The sequence below is a fragment of the Zavarzinia sp. genome (genome assembly GCF_041650655.1).
Classification (GTDB): domain Bacteria; phylum Pseudomonadota; class Alphaproteobacteria; order Zavarziniales; family Zavarziniaceae; genus Zavarzinia.
Window position 1 is genome coordinate 1 of the sequence record NZ_JBAZKR010000053.1, and the last position, 18,314, is coordinate 18,314.

An 18,314-nucleotide genomic window follows, 5' to 3' on the forward strand; every position below is an offset into this window, starting at 1 on the left:
GCACCACCAACAGGCCGGCGAGAATGGCCAGTGAGCCCGCCCACGCCGGCTGCTTCCGCGCGCTCCAACCCCGCCGGATCGGATCTGTCTTCTTCCCCAAGCGTCTTCTCCCTATTGCGCCGTCGCTTTGGGCGACGGCTTTTGTCCCTCCAAATGCAAGAAGGTTGCCAACTGCCGCCGTGTGCCCTGCAAACGTCACAAGTCTTTGAATTCGCTGGAGAAATTATTCTCTTTGGGTGCGTGGCAACATCAACCCTGAGGGATTTGCTGCGTTGCATATTCCGCAAATCGGAAACTGCTCTCGAGAGTTGGTATAAATTGGATGAATTGATCAGCCGGCGCCGCCGCCACCCTTCGCAGAAGATGCGCCGATGGATCATGTGAGGTATCGACGTCCGGCCCAGATGTAATGCAAGGCGTCCCGACCGCCGGGGCGCGGCAGTGCGATGGCGAGACGGGGCGTTAGAGGGGGCAGTGGGAGTGCCGGTAGCCGGCACGGGCGCCCGATCCGATGGAAGTGGTCGGGGCTGTGCCCGGCGCGGCCGAAGCCGCGCCGGTGCAGGGATCAGAGGTCCTGCGGATCCGGCTCGATGCCGGAATGGGCCTTCTTCAGGCGGTAGGCGAGTTGGGCCCGGCTGATGCCGAGGATGCGGGCCGCTTCGGAAATATTGCCGTTTGCCTGTTCGACGGCGGCCTTGAGCAGGCTCTCCTCGAGCTGGTCGAGTGGCATGTGGGAGCGCAGCACCGTGCGGATGAGCTGTTCGACACCGCCGCCGGAAACCGGCCGCGGCGCCACGCGGTCTTCCATCACCGAATTGAGCTGGCCGTCCTCGTCCATGCCGAGGACATAGGGGTCGACCCGCTCGCCCGAGGTGAAGAGATGGCAGAGATCGATGGCGCCATTGTCGGGCGCCAGGATCACGCCGCGTTCCACCATATTCTCGAGTTCGCGCACGTTGCCGGGCCAGCGATAGGCATAGAGGCTGGTGATCGCGCGCTGCGTGAAGCCGGTCATCGACTTGCCGTGGCGGTCGCAGAAATAACCGAGGAAATGGTTCAGCAGCAGGGGGATGTCGGCCCGGCGATCGCGCAGTGGCGGGATCTGGATCGGGAAGACGTTGAGGCGATAGAACAGGTCCTCGCGGAAGGTGCCTTCGGCCACCCCGGCGCGCAGGTTCACGTTGGTCGCGGCGACCAGGCGGACGTCGACCTTGCGGCTGCGGGAATCGCCGACCCGCTCGATCTCGCCTTCCTGCAGGGCGCGCAGCAGCTTGCCCTGGGCGGCGAGGCTGAGGGTGCCGATTTCGTCGAGGAAGAGGGTGCCGCCGTTGGCCCGCTCGAAACGGCCGGGCCGTGACACCACGGCGCCGGTATAGGCGCCCTTTTCGACACCGAAGAGTTCGGCTTCGACGAGCTGCTCGGGGATCGCCGCGCAATTGACGGCGATGAAGGGGCCGGCCGCGCGGTTGCTGATCTTGTGCAGGGTCTGCGCGAACATCTCCTTGCCGACGCCGGACTCACCGAGCAGCAGGACGGTCGCCGACGTGCCGGCGACCTTTTCGATCATGTGGCAGACGACGTTGAAGCCGGGCGAGGCGCCGACCAGGTTCTTGCCCTGCGAGGGCGGCCGGCTCTCGGTCGAAGGCGCGTCCTGCTTTTCCGCCGGGGCGCTCGAGAGGACGATCTTGCTCTGGCTCGGCTTGTTGGCGAAGGCGTGGGGCTGGAGGTAGCGGATGTCTTCGTCGGCCCCGCTCCATTCCGCCACCGGCTTGCCGATGATGCGGCAATGGGCATTGCCCATCGAGCGGCACTCGACTTCGCGGAACAGCATGGGACGGCCCATGAAGACGCTGGTATAGCCCGAGGCATAGCCGATCTGCATCCAGCACGCCGGCTCGCTGCCGATGCCATAGGCGCCGATGTGGATTTCGTCCTCGCAGGAGTCGTGCCAGAGGAATTCGCCGTAGAAACGGCCGGTGTTGATGTCGGTCTCGATGCGGACCGGCTCGACCGTGACGATGCCCTCGATCATGTGGAGCTGGGGGCCGACCGTGGAGAAGTCGAAGAAGTCGCGGCCGCCGCGCACCTTCACGGCGATTTCGGCGTCTTGGGCACCGGAGGCATAGCCCATGCGGGTGATCAGGGCGCGGGCACCCTGGATGCCCAGGGTTTCGATCAGCTCGCGGCGGAGCGCGCCGAGCGAGCGGTTGTGCAGCAGCACCATCCGGCTGTCGTCGAGCCAGATCCGTCCGACCTTGGGACAGAAGCGGACGCGCGCGGCGAGATCGTCCATGTCCGGGAAGGACCGGCCGACGTCGTTCTGCGTTGGGCGGTTGGGCGGCGTCTTCCCCGCCGCGGGAAACTCGCGGATGACGGCCTCCATCACTTTTCCTCCTTGCCCAGGCCGCAGGCTCTTCGTCCTGTCGGCCCCTCCTCGGTGTTGTTTTTCTTGGATCAGGCCCGATCTCAGGAGTACCGGGTTACTACTGCGACGTCGAGTTTTTCAGTATTGGGAAGGCCGTTATTGGCGCCATTTCCATCGGGATTACACGCATATCCGGAAGTTTCGCGTCACATGATCCAATAAAGGGGGAACCGCCGCACCCAGGGGATGCGGCGGTCCGGCCATTACGACTTGGCGAAGCCCATGCCGGCATGGAATCCGGCGACGCGGCTCTTGGCGGCGGCGGCCAGTTCCTCGCCGTCGGGCAGGGCGGCGCAATAGGCGTCGATCGCCTCGTTGGCCAGCGGCTGCCACTTGGCGATCCAGCCCGCCAGCAGCTCGCGGTTGCCCGGCTGCGACACGGCGAGTTCGACCAGCTTGGCGGCCCAGCGGCGATGACGTTCGGCGTCACGCATATGGGCCTGCGAGAGCATGCCGTAGAGCGTGTCGCCATGGTTGCGCGCGGCATCGCCGAGGGCGCCGAGCAGGGCCTCTTCGACCGCGGGTTTCAGCACCAGGTTCAGGGCCGCGAAACATTCCGCCCAGTCCCACACCACCAGGACCTTCTCGGCGAGCTTGCGGAAGCCCTGCCAGGCCGGATCCTTCTCGAAATGGGCGCGCTCGTCCGTGCCGATGCCGAGGCCCTGGTGGGCCCGACCGAGCTCGACGGTGCGATAGGCGGTGTGGGTGACCCAGCGGAGCGAATCCGCGGTCTGGAACATGGCGCAGGTGGAGATGGTGCTGGCCGGTGCCACTTGCGACAGATAGGCGGAGGCCATCTGCAGCGTATGGAAGATGTAACGCGCGGGGGTATAGGCGCGGGCCAGGACCTCGGCCCACTCGCGCTCCAGCATCTCGTCGTGGCCGCGATCGCTGAGCTGGTCGAGCAGGCTGCCGACGTAGGCTTCCTGGCCGTCCTGCAGGATGTTGTAGGTGCGGTAGACGAGCTGGTCCGGGTCCTGGAACAGGTCCCAGTCCGGGTGCCGCAACGGGCTCTCGTTGCAGTACTTCCGGTACCAGTCGTTCATCGGCAGGTTGGGATCGAGTTCCCACGGCACGTCGGGGTCGCGCCGGCGGTAGTGCAGGCGGGTGGAGACGATCTCATATTCGCTCGGCCGCTTGCGGCGATCGGCCAGATGCGACCAGGTGCGCAGCGGCTTCAGGGGTTCGGGTGCGCTCGACATGGGGTTTCCTTCCCGGGAATTCTTTTCGTCAGATGTGATGGGCGAGGTAGAAGCGGATCCGCTCCGGCGAGGTGTCGATCTGACCCGAGAAGGACCCGAGGTTGATCTCCAGCTCGCGCATCTGGAACGGCCGGCCGAGGGCGGCTTCCATCGAGGCGCGCGTCAGCACGCATTCGTCCTCGCATTCGATGCGGATATAGGCGGTGCGGTCCTCGATGTGGACCTCCTTGCCCGGGTTGTCGTCCTCGACCGCCTGGATGGCGGCCTGGGCGACGTCGCCGGCCCGCAGAATGGGGCCGACACGGTTGTTCTTGTAACCGTCGGCGGTGCTCTTCTTGCTCATGGCGATGTCCGTTCCGGCGTCAGGTGTGGGATTTGCTGGGCTCGACCCCGGCGACGTCGACCAGGACGTCCTCGCCGACGATCTTGCTCGGATATTCGACGATGTGGCAGTCGGTCGGGTTGAGGCCGGCGCCGCTCTGGCAGTCGAACTGCCAGAGGTGGGCCCGGCAGGTGATGACGCCGTTCTCGAAGGTCCCTTCGACGAGGGCGATCTCCTGATGCGGGCACATGGACTGGAACGCCTTCACCTGGCCGCCCTCCAGGCCGACGATCAGGACGTCGCGCCCGGACGGGGTGGTGAATTCCTCCATCTCTCCTTCCCAGACGTCGTCCAGGGAGCAGATCTTCTCGAATGCCATTGCTATGCCTTCCCGCCGCGTTCGTCAGATGTCGGTGAAAATCACGTCGACCGTCTCGGTCGGCAGCAGGCCGGCGTCCTTCAGCTTCATCTCGCGCGGAAAGACTTCGCCGTTCGAATGCCGGCGCACGCGCAGGATCTTGCCAGGACGCGGGGCGACGCGGCGGTTGACCGAATGTTCGGCGCAGGCGGCGGCGACTTCGTCCATGGTGGCGGCATCGTCGACGGCGACGAGCTGGACCACGAAATCGCCCTCGAAATTGGAGCTGATGGGGAACTGGGCCATGTTTTCCTCGTGTTTTCTGTGGGGCGGAACGGGCGGGGACGGACCCCGCCCGGCCCGATGATCATTCGGCGGCGCGGCTGCTCGCGCCGATGCCGGCCCAGGCATAGCCATGGGCGTCGACGCCGCATTCGCCCGGCGCCAGGCCCATGTACTTCAGGGCACCCGCGAGGTCGGCCGGCTGGACCTTGCCGGACAGGAAGCGGTCGATGAAGTTCATGTGGCCCTTGTAACGCTCTGGGTCCTGCTGGAACACCCAGCGGTCGACTTCGGAGCCGAAGTGGTAGAGCCGGCCTTCGTGCAGGAGCTGGTAATCCTTCACATTCCAGCCGTCGCCCGGGGTGCCGACCAACGGCAGGTTGCACATGTTGCAGATCGAGGGCAGGGTCTGCGGCAGGGTCAGGTCCTCGCGGCCGTTCCGCAGGTTCTCGGTGATCTGGTCCCAGCAGCGGCCGAAGGTCTTGTTCCAGCCCGGATATTTCTCTTCGAGCCATTCGCGCTCTTCGGGCGAGACGCCGGCGGCCGGGTTCCACCACACGGTCGGGCGCCAGTACCAGACGCCCATGTGCATGCCGTGATGGGTCTCGTCGAGCGAGCGGATGAACTCGTCCCAGTACCAGGGCGTATCGAGGCCGAGGTCGTTCAGCTGACGCTCGAACTGGCCGATGATCCACTCCTGCATGAACTCCTTGAACGACTGCTTGCGGTGTTCGAGCGGGGTGTAATAGTCGAGGATCGGGCCGGTCAGGACGGAGAACAGCTTCCAGGCACGCCAGAAGATGATGTCGATCATCTTCTGCGCTTCGGCCTTCTTGCCGTTCTCGATCAGGATCTTCAGCACCGGGCCGCCCTGCTGGGCATGGCGGGATTCGTCGGTCTGGATCGAGGAGATCAGGCTGGAGAAAGTGTGGTCGCCGGCTTCGGCGGCGTCGGCCGCGAGGCCGAGGAACTGCATGTTGGTGAAGCCGGTCTCGAAGGCGAAGGTCAGCATGATGGCGACCGAGGCCGCATCACGGGTGAACATCATGTCGTCGAACATGTGGCGCGCGGCGAGGGCGGCCCATTCGTTCGTGTGCATCGCCTTGTAGGCCCAGTCCCACTGGCGGCTGCGCTTGGTGTGCTCGTGCGGGAAGAAGAGCTGGATCTGGCCGTGGCGGGTCTCGTCCAGCATGCCGAAGGTCGCCATGTTGCGGTTGCCCGGCGCCTTGGAGAAGCGGGCCATGCGCGCTTCGGCGGTGGCGGCACCATATTCGGCGACGGCGAGGGCGCCGTAATGGGCCTGCAGGGTGGAGATCCAGCCCGGATCGGCGCTGTCGACGAAATTGGCGCGCTCGAGGGCCGCACGCACGGAATAGACGCCGGCGTCCTTCTCGCGCTGGGTCGCGACGTAATCGTTGTAGGTAACCTTATAGGGTTCGTCGAAGGATTCCCACTTCTCCATCGGGATGCCGCGCGCGCCCGACATCATTTCCGGGAAGAGCTCGTCCTCGGAGACGTAGCTGGGTGTCCAGTTGGTCGTGCGGACCAGATCGTAATAGTCGCTCGATGCGAGCTTGGTCATTATGCAGTCCTCCCTTGAGCGTGGTCCGCGGGCCGCCCGGTCCGCGGGACTGAAATTCGTGGCGTGCCGTGCTGCCGATGGGCCGTTCCGGCGAGCGGCACGGACGGCATCGGATCATTACGGCCTCGATCTGTGGAATTTCCGGCCGCCGTCCTTCCCGCAGCGGTCCGCTTCTTTTCCTCCCCGAATGCCGGGCGGGTTATCCCGTCCCGGCAGGGTCTTCGTGCCTCTGTTGGGCGTTTTCTAGCAACCGCCGTGCCAACTACGCGGCGGCGCGCCCGGGCCGTGGTGTGCCGCTCTCTCCCTCAGTTGATTTCGCTGCGTTGCACCGGACGGCAAACTTGCGCCGAGGCTGGCCTCTCGGCCCTTGCCTTGGGTGCCCCGGGTGCGCCGCGAAAGTTCGTTGCCGCGCTGCGGTGGCGCGGCCGAAGCCCCATGCGGAGCCGCGGCGGGCGGCGGGCGAGGGCAGGGCGGCGGGCGTGGTTTGCTGAGATCATCAAATCCGTTAACGCAACGAGCCGCGGTCGAACCAAATTCGACAGGTGGGTTGCAGCGCCGTCATGGCGGCGGGCGATCACGGCGCAGCGGAGCGGCGTGAATTTGCGCGCCGCGATTGTGTGCCGGCAGATTTTCTCATCGGCGATTGTTCGCATGTGGTTACAGGCTCTCCCCGGGGAGGACGTTAGACAGCGGCCGGGTACTTGTCATCGGCGAGCCGTGAAAAACAGCCGAACTGCGGGAAATTCCCAATCTCCCTCGGCCTGCGGATTATTGGTGCCAAATCGAGTGGTTGTTACGGGCGCGGCGTCGGGGTGCGAAAGCCCCTTTCCCTGCCGCCGTTCCCGGATCACAAGAGACGTGACGGCGGTCACAGATCCGCCGTCACCGGGGTCGCAGCATAGGGTCCCCTGTGGGAAGGAATGCCGAGCATGGCACGCATGAAATGGATGGCGCTCGTCGCCGTGGCAGGGGCCCTGGGCGCCTGCGCCAGCCCGCGGGCGGATGCCGCCCTGCAGGCTCAGACCAGCCTGATCGGCATGAGCAAGGCCGATCTCCTGTCCTGCGCCGGGGCGCCGGCGGCGTCGGTCGCCTCGGTCCCCAACGAAGAGGTGCTGACCTACGAGAGCCGCACCCTGTCCGGCTATGCCGCCGGGCCCAGTGTCGGTCTCGGCTTCTTCGGCGGTTCGGGCAATATCGGCTATGGCTTCGGCATGCCGATCGGGCCGACACCCTATGTCGACGACAGCCAGAACTGCCGGGCCAGTTTCACCATTCGCAACGGCAAGGTCGCCCGCGTGGTCTATGGCGGCACCGACGTGCGCCAGACCCAGCGCCTGGAACAATGCTATCAGATCATCGAGAATTGCCTGCCCCGGCCGGCCAACCCCTGATGGCTGTGCCCTGAAAGCGGGGAAGCCCGGCCGGAGGGGGATCGGCCGGGCTTCGCATCGCCGTGCAGGTTTCGAGAATTCCGTCGGGGCTTGGAGGGGGCAGGGGATTGACGGAACCCTCGGCGCCACCCCTTTTCGGGGGCTCGGCGGTCGCCGTGCTCTCTGGCGACGGTTAGAAGGTCGCTTCCGAATGGTGCGCATCGGGGGCGAAAATAAGGTCATTTCAAGGCAGGGCGAAAGGCGTCGGTCAGGCAGATGGCAGAGATCCTGGAGACCGGTCCGCGCGGCTTCGGCCGGCTCGGGCGGGCGCTGCGCCATCCGGCCTTCCGTTTCTTCTTCGCAGGCCAGGCAGTCTCCCTGACCGGGACCTGGGTCCAGTCGGTGGCGCAGAGCTGGCTGGTCTATCGCCTGACCGGCTCGCCGCTGCTGCTCGGTACCGTGGTCTTCGCCGGGCAATTGCCGGTCTTCCTGCTCTCGGCCCCGGCCGGCGCCTTGGCGGACCGCTGGCCGAAGCGGCGGCTGATCGTGGTCACCCAGGCAATCCAGATGATGCTGGCGGCCTTGCTCGCCGGCCTCACCCTGTCCGGCCTGGTGACCGTGCCCATGGTGATGGCGGTGGCGGCGCTCTCCGGCATCGTGCAGGCGATCGACGTGCCGGCGCGGCAATCCTTCGTCGTCGAGATGGTGGGGCGGGACGACCTGCCCAATGCCATCGCACTCAATTCCTCCCTCTTCAACGGGGCGCGCATGGTCGGGCCGGCGCTGGGCGGGCTGATCGTCGCCTGGGTCGGCGAAGGCTGGTGCTTCGCCATCAATGCGGCCAGTTTCGCCGCCGTCATCCTGGGCCTCCTGGTCATGCCGCTGGTCGGGCCGCCGGCGGCGGCCGGCACCACCCGTGGCCTGGCTGCCCTGGCCGAAGGTTTGCGCTATGCCTGGGGCGAGGCGGCGGTGCGGAAGCTCCTTCTCCTGGTCGGCTGGACCAGCCTCGTGGGCATGCCCTATACGACGCTGCTGCCGGTCTTCGCCGCGCTGAAGCACGGCGGCGGGCCGGCCACGCTGGGCGCCCTCATGGCCTCGGCCGGCGGGGGCGCCTTGGCCGGCGCGCTCACCCTGGCCTTCCTGGGCCGGGCGCCCCGGATCGCGGTGCCCGGCATCGCCGCCGGCGCTTTCGGGGCCATGCTGGCGCTCTTCGCGCTGTGCGACCTCTATCCCTTGGCGCTCGCCTGCCTGGCGCTGGCCGGCTTCTCGCTCATGATCGAAGTGGGCAGCGCCAATATCATCGTGCAGACCACGGTGCCGGATGCCCTGCGCGGCCGGGTGATGGCGCTCTATGCCACGATGTTCCTGGGCATGGCGCCCTTCGGCGGCCTGTTCATCGGCGCCCTGGCCGAAGCCCTGGACGTGGTCGCGGCGACCGCGGTCGGCGGAATGCTCACGGCGCTCGCCGGTGTGACACTGGTCACAAGCAGCCGGCGCAAGCCCGTGCTCTGATCCCGCCGCATTTATGCCGGGTTTCTGGCATGCTCTCCCGCCTGGGCGGGCGATGGCATGATTCCGCGGGACGGTGAGGGGGCAATGAAGAATTTCGGCATATTCCTGAAGCAGCTCTGGGCCTTGACCCTGCCCTATTTCAAGTCCCGCAGCGGCCTCTGGGCGCTCGGCTTCTTCATTTTCTTGGTCGCCCTTAGCTTCGTCCTGGTCGACGTCAACGTCCGCATCAACCAGTGGAACAACCGCTTCTACACGGCGCTGCAGAAGCGCGACGAGGCGAGCTTCTGGCATGAATCCCTGGTCTTCGTCGAATTGGGCTTCGTCTACGTCACGATCGCGGTGCTGCGCTATGTGCTGACGCAGATTTTCCAGATCCGCTGGCGCACCTGGCTCACCAACCACCTGCTCGGCCGCTGGACGGCGTCGAGCGCCTACTACCGCATGCAGATGACGCATCGCGAGACCGACAACCCCGACCAGCGTATCGCCGAAGACCTGCGCCAATTCGTCGAGAGCACGCTCAACCTCTCGCTCGCCTTCATATCGAACGGCGCGACGCTGGTCTCCTTCTCCTTCATCCTGTGGGAACTGTCGGAACCGCTGTCGCAGATCACCCTGGGCGGGACCACGATCGCCATCCCGGGGGTGCTGTTCTGGGCGGCGCTGGTCTATTCCGCCCTGGTCACCTTCATCCTGCACAAGATCGGCCGGCCGCTGGCCCGGCTGAACTTCGACCGCGAGCGGCGCGAGGCGAATTTCCGCTTCGACCTGGTCCGCACGCGCGAGAATGCCGAGGCGATCGCCCTCTACGGCGGCGGCGAGGCCGAGCGCGGCCGCCTGGTCGGCCGTTTCGAGGAAGTGCGGCGCAGCCTGCTCGCCATCGTCAACCGGCAGAAATTCCTGGTCGGCGTGCAGGCCGCCCTGGACCAGGGCGTGTTGCTGCTGCCCTATGTCGCCATGGCCCCGGTCTATTTCACCGGCGCCGTCGAATTCGGCGCCATGACCCAGACCGCCGGCGCCTTCGGCCGGGTGCAGGACGGCTTTTCCTGGTTCGCCAATTTCTATACCTCGCTGGCCGAATGGGCCGCGGTGGTGCAGCGTCTGACCGGCTTCGTCGAAGTGCTGGAGGAGGCCGAGCGCCTGGAGGTGGAAACCCAGCGCAAGGCGGTCCAGGGCGAGGACTGGTCGGTCGACGGGCTCGAAGTCGGCCTGCCGGACGGCACGCCGCTGTTCGCGACCTCGCTCACCCTGAAGAAGGGCGAGGACCTGCTGGTCACCGGCCGTTCCGGCATCGGCAAGTCGACCCTGTTCCGCGTGCTGGCCGACATCTGGCCCTTCAGCCGCGGCCGGATCGAGATGCCCGAGGCGGCGCTCGGCCGCCAAACCCTGTTCCTGCCGCAGAAACCCTATGTCCCGGTCGGCACGCTGCGCGCGGCCGTGACCTATCCGGCGCCAGAAGGGGCCGTGGACGACGGCCTGCTGCGTCAGGCCCTGGCCGATGTCGACCTGCCCGATCTCGGCGACCGGCTGGACGAGCGGGGCCATTGGCAGGCCCGGCTGTCGGGCGGTGAGTTGCAGCGCCTGGCGATCGCCCGCGCCCTGGTGCATCGGCCGAATTGGCTTTTCATGGACGAGGCCACCTCGGCCATGGACGAGGGGATGGAGGGCCGGCTTTACCGGGTGATCAAGGCCCGGCTGCCGGAGACGACGATCGTCTCGATCGGGCACCGGGGCAGCCTGAAGGCCTTCCACGACCGCGAATACCACCTGGGCGAGGCGGCGGCGCAACCGGCGGAGTGAGTCAGATTCCGCGCGCGGCGGCCAGGGCGTCGATCGACAGCATGTCCGGATTCCGCCAGTAGCGCACCTTGGCGATCTCGCCCCGCACGGTCGCCGCGAAGCCGGCGCACAGGCGCTGGGCGACCGGCGAGAAGGGGCGGGGGTCGGACAGGCGGGCGGCGACCACGAGCTGCGTATGGCGGCTCGACGGTTGCAGCATCGGCACGATGGTGGCGCCGGCGACTTCCGCCAAGGTCTCGATCCGTTCGAGATGGGCGAAGCGCTCGGAAAGGGCGGCGTCTTCTTCGGCCTCGATGCGGGCCGCCCGCTGTGTCGCGCCTTCGACCTCGGCCAGAAGCTGATCGCGCCAGCGGTTGAGGGCGAAGATCGGCAAGTCGGTCGGGCGCAGGGCCGCGCGCAGGCGAACGAGCAGGGTGGTCAGGCGCCGGATGTCGGCACTGTCGCCGACGGCATGGCCGCGGCTCGCCAGGGCGGCGGCGAAGCGGCGGGTCAGGCGGCCGAGCGGCCCGTGCTCGAGCCTGGCCACCGCATCGTTCACGACATCGCGGAGCACCGGCTGGAGTTCGCGTGAATCCAGCAGCCCGGAATGGCGGACCGCGAGGATGATCTCTTCGAGCCTGTGCATTCGCGACTGGAGGCGGTCGACCGCGTCGGGATCGACGGCGAGGGGGCCGTCGTCGCGCCGTGTCTCCGGTAACAGGGTCTGGAAGTCGCGGGCCAGGGCGGACAGCCGGTCGGCCATTTCCGCGGCCAGCCCCTGCGCCACACGGGGAGCGCTGGCGAAGCCCCTTTCGGACAGATAGCGGGCGACGGCACCATAGGCGCCACGGCCGATCAGCAGGGCGGCTGGCAGGATTTCCGCCGTGCGGGCCTGCAATCCGGCCGCGCCGAGCTGGCGTCCGAGGGCGATGGTCGCGTCGATCAGCGACCGCGCAGTGGCTTCCGAATCGGCGTGGGGCGGGGTTTGGGCCAGGAAATCCGAAACCACCGGCGTGACCAGCGGGTAGGCGCCCAGGACTTCGACCAGTTCCTGGATCAGGGGCCAGCCGATCGGTACGGCGCCATGTCGATCTTGGGGCGACAGGCGGTCGCGGAGGGCGTTGGCCAGCGTGACGAAGGCGTCGTTCGCGCTCCGGTCCGTGAGGAAAGTGGAGAGGCGGGCGTGGGCGGCCTGGCGCAGTTTCTCGCGCATCGCCCGTGCCTCGGGCAGCGTCAGCGCATCGTCGACCAGTTGGTCGCGGCACAATTCGTCCATCAACTGGGTCGCTTCCGCGGCTTTGTCGGGGAAGACGCTCCGCGCCATGGCGGCCCAGATGGCGCCGATGTCGGTCCGGTGGAAGGCGAACGGGATGCGGAACGGCGGATCGTCGTCCGCCATGTCGTCGATCAGGAAGGGTTGCAGGAGACTGGTGAACAGACGACGCGCACGCTGCGGCCGGAGTTGGTTGAGGCGTTCGACCAGGGCGCTGCGGATCGGCGCCACGGCCTCTTCCTGGCGGCCGCCCGTGGGCAGTTCCGAGAGCAGTTTGGCTGCCTTCTCCGGCGGCAGAGAATGGACGATCGCCTGGGCCCGGGCGATGGAGGCCTGGTCCTTGTTGCTGTTGTCGTCGTCGTTCCCTGTGGTCATGACCACAAGTTAGGGGGCACATCGTTAAGGACTGGTTGCCGCGCTGTGTTAGGATCGCAGCGGACAGCGGCGACGACAGGGGGATCGAGCGATGCGTTCCGGCAATCCGATGTTGCGTGAAAGTGCCTTCACCTCGGCGGCCCAGGCGGCCCGCATGGGGACTGGTGGCGTGGCGGCGGCGAGCGGCATGACCCTGAACGGCGTCGTCAACCGGACAGCGATCCTGTTCTTAGCCATGATGGGCACGGCCGCCTATGTCTGGTACGCCTTCGCCCGGGCGATCGCCGAACAGAACGAGCAGCGCCTGGGCGTGCTCGGCGGCGCCATCATGGTGGCCTTGGTGATCGGCCTGATCGCGGCCCTGGTCACCACCTTCAAGCGGGACTGGGCGGGTGTCACCGCGCCGATCTACGCGCTCGCCGAAGGCGTGGTGATCGGCGGCATCTCGCTCTTCACCGAAATGCAGTTCCCGGGCATCGTGCTGCAGGCCGTGCTGCTGACCCTCGGCGTCTTCGCCGTGCTGCTCTTCGCCTATCGTTCGGGCCTGATCAAGGCGACCGAGAATTTCAAGCTCATGGTGGTATCGGCGACCGGGGCCATCGCCCTGGTCTATCTGGTCGACATCGGGCTGATGTTCTTCGGCATCCGCATTCCGATGATCCACGAGGGCGGGACCTACGGCATTATCTTCAGCCTGATCGTGGTCGGCATCGCGGCGCTCAACCTGGTGCTCGATTTCGACTTCATCGAGAAGGGCGTGGAGGTCGGCGCGCCCAAATATATGGAATGGTATGCCGCCTTCGGCCTCCTGGTGACGCTGATCTGGCTCTACCTCGAGATCCTGCGCCTGCTGGTCAAGATCCGGGGGCGGAATTGAGCACAGTCGTCCGTCTCGGGCGCTGCCAGGGCGAGGGCGAGGCCGGGGTGCCCGCCCGCATCCTGGCGGGGGCGCCGACCACCCGCTTGTGGAACGATTATGCCGACGCGACCGGGCGCCTGTTCTCCGGCATCTGGACCTCGACGGCCGGCAGTTGGTCCGTCGACTACAGCGAGGAAGAGATCTGCGTGATCCTGGAGGGGCGGGTGCGCCTCGAAGGCGAGGACGGCACGACCAGCGAATTCGGCCCCGGGGACGCCTTCGCGATCCCCAGCGGCTTCAAGGGCGTCTGGACCAGCCTGGAGCCGGTGCGCAAGCTCTACGTCGTTTACGAGACGAATTAGGCGAGGCCTCCCCCCGAAGCCCCCCAGGTCGGGGGCTCAGCGCCGCCCGAGCACGCCGGGCGGGAGGGCGGCGCCAGTCTCGTCCTCGGCCGTCACGTGATTGCTGCGTTCGCGGGCGTTCTGCTCGCGGATCGCCGGATCGCGCATCACCAGCGGGGCCAAGTCCGCCAGCTCGATGAAATGATCGGTCTGGCGGCGCAGCTCGTCGGCGATCATGGGCGGGCTGGAACGCACCGTAGAAACCACGGTCACGCGCACGCCGCGGGCCTGCATCGCCTCGACCAGGCGGCGGAAACCGCCGTCGCCCGAAAACAGCACGGCATGGTCGAGCCGCGGGCTGAGATCCAGCATGTCACAAGCCAGTTCGATATCCATGCCGCCCTTGATGCGGCGGCGGCCCTGGGCATCGGTGAATTCCTTGGCCGGCTTGGTGATCACCATATAGCCGTTGTAGCCGAGCCAATCGACCAGCGGGCGGATCGGCGAATATTCCTCGCCCTCGAGCAACGCCGTGTAGTAATAGGCTCGCGTCAACCGGCCCCGCTTGGCGAATTCAGCCAGCAGGCGACGGTAATCGATGTCGAAACCCAGATTACGGGCTGCCGAGAACAAATTCGCCCCGTCGATGAACAGGGCGATACGCTCGTTCGCATAGAATGTCATTCGCGAAGGGTTCCTCGTCACGCCCCGGGGGCACGCCCGGTGGCGCCACGTCAAATAGCCAACCGTTTTGTTATTAGGGCCAGTTTAGGGGAAGGCCGCGGTCCAGCAAAGGGATGATGATGATTCTCGTCGGTCTTGGTGCAAATTTACCGGATTTGGAGGGACGTGGGGCAAACGAAACGCTTTCTTCTGCCCTGCAGGCACTGCGTGGCTCGCCCGACCTGCAGTTTCTCGCGGCTTCCCGAATGTGGGAAAGTGCGCCGGTGCCGGTTTCCGATCAGCCCTGGTACGTCAATGCCGTGGCCGCCTTCGAGAGCGCACTCGCCCCGCGGGAAGTGCTGGCGCTGCTGCATCGTGTCGAGGCGGATTTCGGGCGCCGGCGCACGGTGCGCAATGCCGCCCGGGTGCTCGACCTCGACCTGTTGGCGGTCGACGATCTGGTGACCGGGTGCGACCAGATGGCGGAACTCGTCCTGCCCCATCCCCGAATGGCGGAACGCGCCTTCGTCCTGCTGCCGCTCCGCGATATCGTGCCCGGCTGGCGCCACCCGGCCACGGGCGAGACGATCGACGGGCTGATCGCCGCCCTCGATCCCACGCAGGTGTGCCGGCCGCTGGCGGCATGAGGCAAATCTTGCTTTTGGCCGAGCCGGTCACTATGTTCGCAATTCGCCTCAAGATTGCCGGAGTTGCCTCGAATGGCTCGCGTAACCGTCGAAGATTGTGTCCTCAAGGTTCCGAACCGCTTCGAGCTGGTGCTCATGGCGGGTCACCGGGCGCGCGCCATTTCCGCGGGTGCCCCGCTGACCGTGGCGCGTGACAACGACAAGAATCCGGTGGTGGCGCTCCGCGAGATCGCCGACGAGACGGTGCCGCTGACCGGCCTCCGCGACAGCCTGATCGGCACCCTGCAGCATCATGTCGAGCGTGACGAGCCGGTCGAGGACGACATGCCCCGCTTGATGGCCGGGCACGAGGGCGGCATGGAAGCGATGGCGGGCGAGGCTTTTACCGACTCGATGTCTGACCTGGCGGCGGAACTCGACGCTGCGCTGGGCGGCGACGACGACGGCGACGAAGAATAAGGGCGAAAGCCCGCGTTTCGGAGGCCGCGCCGCAAAGGTGCGGCCTGTTTTTTCCTGCTGGTCGTGCCACCCGAAGGCGCGAGGTGATCGGCCGTGATCCGCCAATATGAATTGGTCGAGCGTGTCCGCGCCTACGACCCGCAGGCGGACGAAAACCTGCTGAACCGTGCCTATGTCTTCTCGATGAAGGCGCACGGCAGCCAGAAGCGCGCCTCGGGCGACCCCTATTTCTCCCATCCCCTCGAGGTCGCCGGCATCCTGACCGAGATGAAGCTGGACAGTAACACCATCGTTACCGCCCTGCTGCACGATACGATCGAGGATACGGTCGCCACCTACGAGGATATCGAGCGCCTGTTCGGCCCCAAGATCGCACAACTGGTCGATGGCGTGACCAAGCTCTCCAAGCTCGAACGCCCGGCCTCGGAATCGGTCCGTCAGGCCGAGAATTTCCGGAAGCTGCTGGTCGCGATGTCGAACGACATCCGCGTCCTCTTGGTCAAGCTGGCCGACCGCCTGCATAACATGCGCACCCTTCATTTCATCAAGGACCCCGAGAAGCGCAAGCGGATCGCGGTCGAGACGATGGAGATCTACGCCCCGCTGGCCGAGCGCATCGGCATGCAGGAGATGAAGGAGGAGCTGGAGGACCTGGCCTTCGGTCAGATCAATCCGGACGCCCGGGAAGGCATCATCGCGCGCCTCGCCTTCCTGCGCACCAAGGGCGGCACGCTGATCCCCAAAGTGTCCGAGCAACTGCGCCGCACACTGCTCGCCGCCGGCATCGATTGCACGATCCAGGGGCGCGAAAAACGGCCCTATTCGATCTGGGGCAAGATGGAGAAGAAGAACATCTCCTTCGAGCAGCTCTCGGACATCATGGCCTTCCGCATCATCGTCGACGACATCGGCGAATGCTACCGGGCGCTCGGCGTCATCCACGGCGCCTATCCGATGGTCCCCGGTCGCTTCAAGGACTACATCTCGACCCCCAAGCGAAACGGCTATCGTTCCCTGCATTCGACCGTGATCGGCCCCGAGAAGCAGAAGATCGAGGTCCAGATCAGAACGCGCGAGATGCATGAGGAGGCGGAACTCGGCGTCGCTGCACATTGGCGCTACAAGTCGGGCCCCGGGGCGGCCGCCCCGAACCAGCCGGCGCCGACCGACGGCATGCAGTACCGCTGGCTGCGCGAACTGCTGGAGATCCTGGAACACGCCTCGTCGCCGGAAGAATTCCTCGAGCATACCAAGCTCGAGATGTTCCAGGACCAGGTCTTCTGCTTCACACCGAAGGGCGACCTGATCGCCCTGCCGCGTGGGGCGACGCCGCTCGACTTCGCCTATGCCGTCCATACCTCGGTCGGCCATACCTGCGTCGGCGCCAAGGTGAACGGCCGCTTGCAGCCGCTGCGCACCCAGCTCGCCAATGGCGACCAGGTCGAGATCGTCCGCTCCAAGGCCCAGACGCCGAGCCCGGACTGGGAAAACCTGGTGGTCACCGGCCATGCCCGGTCGGCCATCCGGCGCTTCCTGCGCAATCAGCAGCGCGACCAGTACCTCGCCCTCGGCAAGGAGATCCTGGCCAAGGCGTTCCAGCAGGGCGGCCACGAAGTCTCCGAAAAGGCGCTCGAGGTCGCGGTGCGCGGCCTGCGCCAGAAATCGGTCGAAGATCTCTATGTCGCGGTCGGCCAGGGGTTGCTGACCGGGCGGGCGGTGGTCGAGGCGGTGTTCCCGGGCGAGAAGCTGAAGGAACAGGCCAAGGTCGTGCCGATCGGCCGTGCCAAGGCCCGCCCGGCCGCGGGCAAGGGCGTGCCCATCAAGGGCCTGATCCCGGGCATGGCGATCCATTACGCCGGCTGCTGCCACCCCTTGCCGGGGGACCGCATCGTCGGCATCGTTTCGACCGGGCGCGGCGTCACGGTGCATTCGATCGACTGCAAGATGCTGGAGCAATACAACGATCAGCCGGAACGCTGGCTCGACCTCGCCTGGTCGGGCGACGAGGCGGAAGGGCCGCACACCGGGCGCATCACCGCCGTGGTCTCGAACGAGCCCGGCTCGCTCTCGACCGTGGCGACGGTGATCGCCAAGAACATGGGCAATGTCGTCAATCTGAAGTTCACCGACCGCACCACCGATTTCGTCGAGATGATGATCGATATCGAGGTGCGGGATCTGAAGCATCTTACCTCGATCGTCGCCGCGCTGCGTGCCAATCCGGCCGTCAGCTCGGTCGACCGGGCGCGGGGCTGAGGCAATGGGAAGCGTGATGGATCAGGCACAAGTATTGGACGAGTTCCGCGCCGCCGGCGCCCTGCTGGAAGGCCATTTCATTCTGACCTCGGGTCTGCGCAGCCCGAAGTATCTGCAATGCGCGCGCGTCCTGATGGACCCGGCGCGGGCGGGCCGCCTGTGTGCCGCACTGGCCGACAAGGTGCGTGCCGTGGTGGGCGAGGGGGTGATCGACCTCGTGGTTTCGCCCGCCATGGGCGGTGTCGTGGTCGGTTACGAGATGGGCCGCCAGCTCGGCGTGCCCGCGATCTTCGTCGAGCGGGTGGACGGCAAATTCGTGCTGCGCCGCGGCTTCGAGATCCCGGAAGGGGCGCGCTGCCTGATGGTCGAGGACGTGGTCACGACCGGCCTTTCGTCGCGCGAATGCATCGACGTGATCGAAGCCCTGGGGGGCAAGGTGGTCGCCGGCGCCTCGCTGGTCGACCGTTCCGACGGCAAGGCCGATATCGGCGTGCCGCTGATCCCGCTCGTCCGGCTCGACGTGCCGGCCTATCCGGCCGATGCCCTGCCGCCCGAACTCGCCGCCCTGCCGGCGATCAAGCCGGGCAGCCGGGGCCTGAAATAGGAGTG

The 18,314-nt window shown here is 66.6% G+C and carries 17 protein-coding genes; 9 read left to right on the forward strand and 8 right to left on the reverse strand.

Annotated features, from left to right (window positions below; translation table 11 throughout):
• Positions 1-565 precede the first annotated feature (565 nt).
• From WC493_RS13270 to WC493_RS13295, 6 genes are all read right to left on the reverse strand, one after another.
• The gene (locus WC493_RS13270) at positions 566-2,383 is read right to left on the reverse strand and encodes a sigma 54-interacting transcriptional regulator (protein WP_373066006.1); all 1,818 of its coding nucleotides are present in this window, start codon (positions 2,381-2,383) and stop codon (positions 566-568) included.
• 245 nt (positions 2,384-2,628) lie between these two features.
• Complete coding sequence (locus tag WC493_RS13275) at positions 2,629-3,627, reverse strand: aromatic/alkene monooxygenase hydroxylase subunit beta (protein ID WP_373066007.1); 999 nt, start codon at positions 3,625-3,627, stop codon at positions 2,629-2,631.
• Positions 3,628-3,655: 28 nt separating this feature from the next.
• On the reverse strand, positions 3,656-3,970 hold the full coding sequence (locus WC493_RS13280; protein WP_373066008.1) for an MmoB/DmpM family protein: 315 nt from the start codon (positions 3,968-3,970) through the stop codon (positions 3,656-3,658).
• A gap of 19 nt (positions 3,971-3,989) precedes the next feature.
• Positions 3,990-4,328 carry a Rieske 2Fe-2S domain-containing protein gene (locus WC493_RS13285; RefSeq protein ID WP_373066009.1) on the reverse strand — a complete coding sequence of 113 codons (339 nt, stop codon included), beginning with the start codon at positions 4,326-4,328 and terminating at the stop codon, positions 3,990-3,992.
• Between the two features lie 24 nt (positions 4,329-4,352).
• On the reverse strand, positions 4,353-4,613 hold the full coding sequence (locus tag WC493_RS13290; RefSeq protein WP_373066010.1) for a toluene-4-monooxygenase system B family protein: 261 nt from the start codon (positions 4,611-4,613) through the stop codon (positions 4,353-4,355).
• Positions 4,614-4,674: 61 nt separating this feature from the next.
• Complete coding sequence (locus WC493_RS13295; RefSeq protein ID WP_373066011.1) at positions 4,675-6,171, reverse strand: aromatic/alkene/methane monooxygenase hydroxylase/oxygenase subunit alpha; 1,497 nt, start codon at positions 6,169-6,171, stop codon at positions 4,675-4,677.
• 929 nt (positions 6,172-7,100) lie between these two features.
• Here WC493_RS13295 and WC493_RS13300 point away from each other — a divergent pair.
• The 3 genes from WC493_RS13300 to WC493_RS13310 all read left to right on the forward strand — a co-directional run bounded on the left by WC493_RS13300 (position 7,101) and on the right by WC493_RS13310 (position 10,853).
• Entirely contained in the window at positions 7,101-7,562 is a 462-nt protein-coding gene (locus tag WC493_RS13300; protein ID WP_373066012.1) for a hypothetical protein, read from the forward strand.
• Between the two features lie 255 nt (positions 7,563-7,817).
• Complete coding sequence (locus WC493_RS13305) at positions 7,818-9,053, forward strand: MFS transporter (protein ID WP_373066013.1); 1,236 nt, start codon at positions 7,818-7,820, stop codon at positions 9,051-9,053.
• 84 nt (positions 9,054-9,137) lie between these two features.
• Positions 9,138-10,853, forward strand: a complete 1,716-nt coding sequence (locus WC493_RS13310; RefSeq protein ID WP_373066014.1) for an ABC transporter ATP-binding protein/permease — start codon at positions 9,138-9,140, stop codon at positions 10,851-10,853.
• Between the two features lies 1 nt (position 10,854).
• Here WC493_RS13310 and WC493_RS13315 read toward each other — a convergent pair whose 3' ends face one another.
• Positions 10,855-12,480, reverse strand: coding sequence for a hypothetical protein (locus WC493_RS13315; RefSeq protein ID WP_373066015.1), 1,626 nt, complete (start codon positions 12,478-12,480; stop codon positions 10,855-10,857).
• A 91-nt stretch (positions 12,481-12,571) separates the two neighbouring features.
• On the opposite strand from WC493_RS13315, the gene WC493_RS13320 reads away from it, so the two are divergent.
• Together WC493_RS13320 and WC493_RS13325 are read left to right on the forward strand one after the other, a co-directional pair.
• On the forward strand, positions 12,572-13,357 hold the full coding sequence (locus tag WC493_RS13320) for a Bax inhibitor-1/YccA family protein (protein ID WP_373066016.1): 786 nt from the start codon (positions 12,572-12,574) through the stop codon (positions 13,355-13,357).
• Entirely contained in the window at positions 13,354-13,701 is a 348-nt protein-coding gene (locus tag WC493_RS13325) for a cupin domain-containing protein (protein ID WP_373066017.1), read from the forward strand. Before WC493_RS13320 ends, WC493_RS13325 begins: the two co-directional genes overlap by 4 nt.
• A gap of 36 nt (positions 13,702-13,737) precedes the next feature.
• Here the strand turns inward: WC493_RS13325 and WC493_RS13330 are convergent, their stop codons facing one another.
• Complete coding sequence (locus tag WC493_RS13330) at positions 13,738-14,364, reverse strand: NYN domain-containing protein (RefSeq protein ID WP_373066018.1); 627 nt, start codon at positions 14,362-14,364, stop codon at positions 13,738-13,740.
• Between the two features lie 119 nt (positions 14,365-14,483).
• Here WC493_RS13330 and folK point away from each other — a divergent pair, with 119 nt between their 5' ends.
• From folK to pyrE, 4 genes are all read left to right on the forward strand, one after another.
• Positions 14,484-14,990 (forward strand): 2-amino-4-hydroxy-6-hydroxymethyldihydropteridine diphosphokinase, encoded by a 507-nt coding sequence (gene folK / locus WC493_RS13335; RefSeq protein ID WP_373066033.1) that lies wholly within the window; start codon positions 14,484-14,486, stop codon positions 14,988-14,990.
• 72 nt (positions 14,991-15,062) lie between these two features.
• On the forward strand, positions 15,063-15,449 hold the full coding sequence (gene rpoZ, locus WC493_RS13340; RefSeq protein ID WP_373066019.1) for a DNA-directed RNA polymerase subunit omega: 387 nt from the start codon (positions 15,063-15,065) through the stop codon (positions 15,447-15,449).
• 93 nt (positions 15,450-15,542) lie between these two features.
• Complete coding sequence (locus WC493_RS13345) at positions 15,543-17,705, forward strand: bifunctional (p)ppGpp synthetase/guanosine-3',5'-bis(diphosphate) 3'-pyrophosphohydrolase (RefSeq protein WP_373066020.1); 2,163 nt, start codon at positions 15,543-15,545, stop codon at positions 17,703-17,705.
• A gap of 16 nt (positions 17,706-17,721) precedes the next feature.
• A complete protein-coding gene (gene pyrE, locus WC493_RS13350; protein WP_373066021.1) occupies positions 17,722-18,309 on the forward strand; it encodes an orotate phosphoribosyltransferase in 588 nt (195 codons plus the stop codon).
• The last annotated feature ends 5 nt before the right edge of the window (positions 18,310-18,314 follow it).

What these genes read in the sequence shown, in the direction of transcription:
- pyrE (WP_373066021.1), top strand. Translation starts at nt 17,722, where the DNA reads ATGGATCAGGCACAAGTATTGGACGAGTTCCGCGCCGCCGGCGCCCTG.
- WC493_RS13300 (WP_373066012.1), top strand. Translation starts at nt 7,101, where the DNA reads ATGGCACGCATGAAATGGATGGCGCTCGTCGCCGTGGCAGGGGCCCTG.
- rpoZ (WP_373066019.1), top strand. Translation starts at nt 15,063, where the DNA reads ATGGCTCGCGTAACCGTCGAAGATTGTGTCCTCAAGGTTCCGAACCGC.
- WC493_RS13320 (WP_373066016.1), top strand. Translation starts at nt 12,572, where the DNA reads ATGCGTTCCGGCAATCCGATGTTGCGTGAAAGTGCCTTCACCTCGGCG.
- WC493_RS13285 (WP_373066009.1), bottom strand. Translation starts at nt 4,328, where the DNA reads ATGGCATTCGAGAAGATCTGCTCCCTGGACGACGTCTGGGAAGGAGAG.
- folK (WP_373066033.1), top strand. Translation starts at nt 14,484, where the DNA reads ATGATTCTCGTCGGTCTTGGTGCAAATTTACCGGATTTGGAGGGACGT.
- WC493_RS13295 (WP_373066011.1), bottom strand. Translation starts at nt 6,171, where the DNA reads ATGACCAAGCTCGCATCGAGCGACTATTACGATCTGGTCCGCACGACC.
- WC493_RS13310 (WP_373066014.1), top strand. Translation starts at nt 9,138, where the DNA reads ATGAAGAATTTCGGCATATTCCTGAAGCAGCTCTGGGCCTTGACCCTG.
- WC493_RS13270 (WP_373066006.1), bottom strand. Translation starts at nt 2,383, where the DNA reads ATGGAGGCCGTCATCCGCGAGTTTCCCGCGGCGGGGAAGACGCCGCCC.
- WC493_RS13330 (WP_373066018.1), bottom strand. Translation starts at nt 14,364, where the DNA reads ATGACATTCTATGCGAACGAGCGTATCGCCCTGTTCATCGACGGGGCG.
- WC493_RS13280 (WP_373066008.1), bottom strand. Translation starts at nt 3,970, where the DNA reads ATGAGCAAGAAGAGCACCGCCGACGGTTACAAGAACAACCGTGTCGGC.
- WC493_RS13305 (WP_373066013.1), top strand. Translation starts at nt 7,818, where the DNA reads ATGGCAGAGATCCTGGAGACCGGTCCGCGCGGCTTCGGCCGGCTCGGG.
- WC493_RS13275 (WP_373066007.1), bottom strand. Translation starts at nt 3,627, where the DNA reads ATGTCGAGCGCACCCGAACCCCTGAAGCCGCTGCGCACCTGGTCGCAT.
- WC493_RS13290 (WP_373066010.1), bottom strand. Translation starts at nt 4,613, where the DNA reads ATGGCCCAGTTCCCCATCAGCTCCAATTTCGAGGGCGATTTCGTGGTC.
- WC493_RS13315 (WP_373066015.1), bottom strand. Translation starts at nt 12,480, where the DNA reads ATGACCACAGGGAACGACGACGACAACAGCAACAAGGACCAGGCCTCC.